Origin of the sequence: Pseudomonas sp. GM21, assembly GCF_000282215.1 — a bacterium.
Lineage (GTDB): Bacteria > Pseudomonadota > Gammaproteobacteria > Pseudomonadales > Pseudomonadaceae > Aquipseudomonas.
On sequence record NZ_AKJS01000128.1, the window covers coordinates 1 to 2321 of the forward strand.

At 56.7% G+C, this 2321-nt stretch carries 2 protein-coding genes; both read right to left on the reverse strand.

Annotated elements, in window-relative coordinates:
- The coding region (locus PMI22_RS08160) for a nitrate reductase cytochrome c-type subunit (RefSeq protein ID WP_007947516.1) at positions 1 to 454 on the reverse strand (454 nt) is incomplete at its 3' end.
- A gap of 11 nt (positions 455 to 465) precedes the next feature.
- Positions 466 to 2321: nitrate reductase catalytic subunit NapA (gene napA, locus PMI22_RS08155; RefSeq protein ID WP_007947517.1), on the reverse strand; the 1856-nt coding region annotated here is incomplete at its 5' end.

The window sequence follows — 2321 nt, forward strand, 5'->3', positions numbered from 1 at the left end:
CCTGGTCAATGTTCTTGAAGTTGTTGCCCACCAGAGGCTTTACGTCTTTCTGTGGCACGTGACACTGAGTACAGAAATACCGACGCGGCGAAACAGCGGCCAGCGCCTGACCATCACGGTCCATGTAGTGGGTGATACTGATCATCGGCGCCTGAGTGCGGGCACTATTGGCACGGCTGTGACAGGACAGGCACTTGTTGCTGTTCTTGTCGATCGGATACCCCCGAATACTGTGGGGGATGGTGGGCGGCTGGTCAGGATAGTTACGCTCGCGCTTGAGGTCCTTGTTCTCGTCATCAGCCATCAGCGGTGCCGCAAACTCTTGAGTCAGGGTCCCTCCGGGTCGCCGGCCATCCGGTGCCGGAGCATCCAGCGGGTAATCGGGCTGCGCTGCGAATGCCGCTGGCATCCACAGCAACAGAGCCGCAAGTAAAGACAGCGAATGACTCTTCATCTGAGCGCTCCTTATGCCGTCTTGATCAACTCAATCCTGATCGCACATTTTTTATAATCAGTCTGCTTGGAGATGGGGTCCGTCGCATCGAGCGTGACCTTGTTGATCAGCTTGTTGGCATCGAAGAACGGTACGAACACCAGGCCTTGGGGTGGCTTGTTGCGCCCTCGGGTTTCAATGCGCGCACGCATCTCACCGCGTCGACTGATCAGCTTCACTTCGCTGCCTCGACGGGCATTCAAGGCTTTGGCATCGGCCGGGTGCATGTAGACCAACGCGTCGGGGACAGCCTTATGAAGTTCCTCGACACGCTGGGTCATGGATCCGGTGTGCCAGTGCTCAAGCACTCGTCCGGTGCTCAACCAGAATGGAAACTCCGCGTCGGGGGATTCCGCAGGGGGCTCGTAGGGCAGCGCGAAGATAATCGCCTTCTTGTCGGGATAGCCATAGAACTGCACACCACTGCCCTTCTCCACGTAGGGGTCATAGCCTTCCCGGAAACGCCAACGGGTTTCCTTGCCTTCGACCACGGGCCATCGCAACCCTCGTTCGGTGTGATAGAGATCAAACGGGGCGAGGTCATGACCGTGGCCACGGCCGAATTGGGCATATTCTTCGAACAAGCCTTTTTGCAGGTAAAAACCAAAATCTCCAGCCTCATCGTTTTTATAGCCCGCCGCCATCTGATCAAGCGGGAACTGATCGACCTGACCATTCTTGAACAACACCTCGTACAGGGTTTTGCCCTTGTACTGCGGTGAGGCAGACAATATTTCCTCGGACCAGACCTCGTCCGTTTTAAAGCGCTTGGAAAACTCCACCAGTTGCCAGAGATCGGACTTGGCGTCACCCGGCGCCGAAACCAATTGATGCCAGAACTGCGTACGTCGTTCCGCGTTGCCGTAAGCGCCCTCTTTTTCGACCCACATCGCCGTGGGCAGAATCAGATCGGCTGCCTGGGCCGAGACGGTGGGATACACATCCGAGACAATCACAAAGTTCTCGGGATTACGCCAACCGGGCAACACTTCCTGCATGATGTTGGGCCCGGCCTGCATGTTGTTGCTGGCCATCGTCCAATACACATTGAGCACGCCGTCCTTGAGCATCCGGCTCTGCTGCACGGCATGGAACCCGACTTTTTCATTGATAGTGCCCGGCGGCAATTTCCAGATTTTCTCCGCCGTGGCGCGATGCTTTGGATTGGTGACCACCAGATCAGCGGGCAGCCGATGGGAGAACGTCCCCACTTCCCGCGCCGTACCACAGGCCGAAGGCTGGCCTGTCAGAGAGAATGGGCTGTTACCCGGCTCGCTGATTTTTCCGGTCAGCAGGTGAATGTTGTAAATCAGGTTATTGGCCCAGACGCCCCGCGTGTGCTGGTTAAAGCCCATGGTCCAGAAGGAGACCACCTTGCGCTTCGGGTCGGCATACAGTTCGGCCAAAGCCTTGAGTTGCTCCGCCGGTACGCCGGTTTCCTTGGCGGTACGCTCAAGGGTGTAAGGTTTTACGAAAGCCGCGAATTGCTCAAAGTCGATGTCACTCCAGGTGTTCGCCTTGGCCGCATTCTGGGCCTTCATCTCCAGTGGGTTATCGGCACGCAGGCCGTAGCCGATGTCATCCGTACCTTTGGCAAATTTGGTGTGCTTGCTGACAAAGTCCTTGTTGACCGAGCCACTTTCAATGATGTGGTTGGCAATGTAATTGAGGATAAACAGGTCCGTCTGTGGCTTGAACACCATGGGGATGTCAGCCAACTCAAAACTGCGATGCTCGAAGGTCGACAGTACAGCGACCTTGACGTTGGGTTGACTCAATCGGCGATCCGCCACCCGGCTCCAAAGTATCGGGTGCATCTCCGCCATGT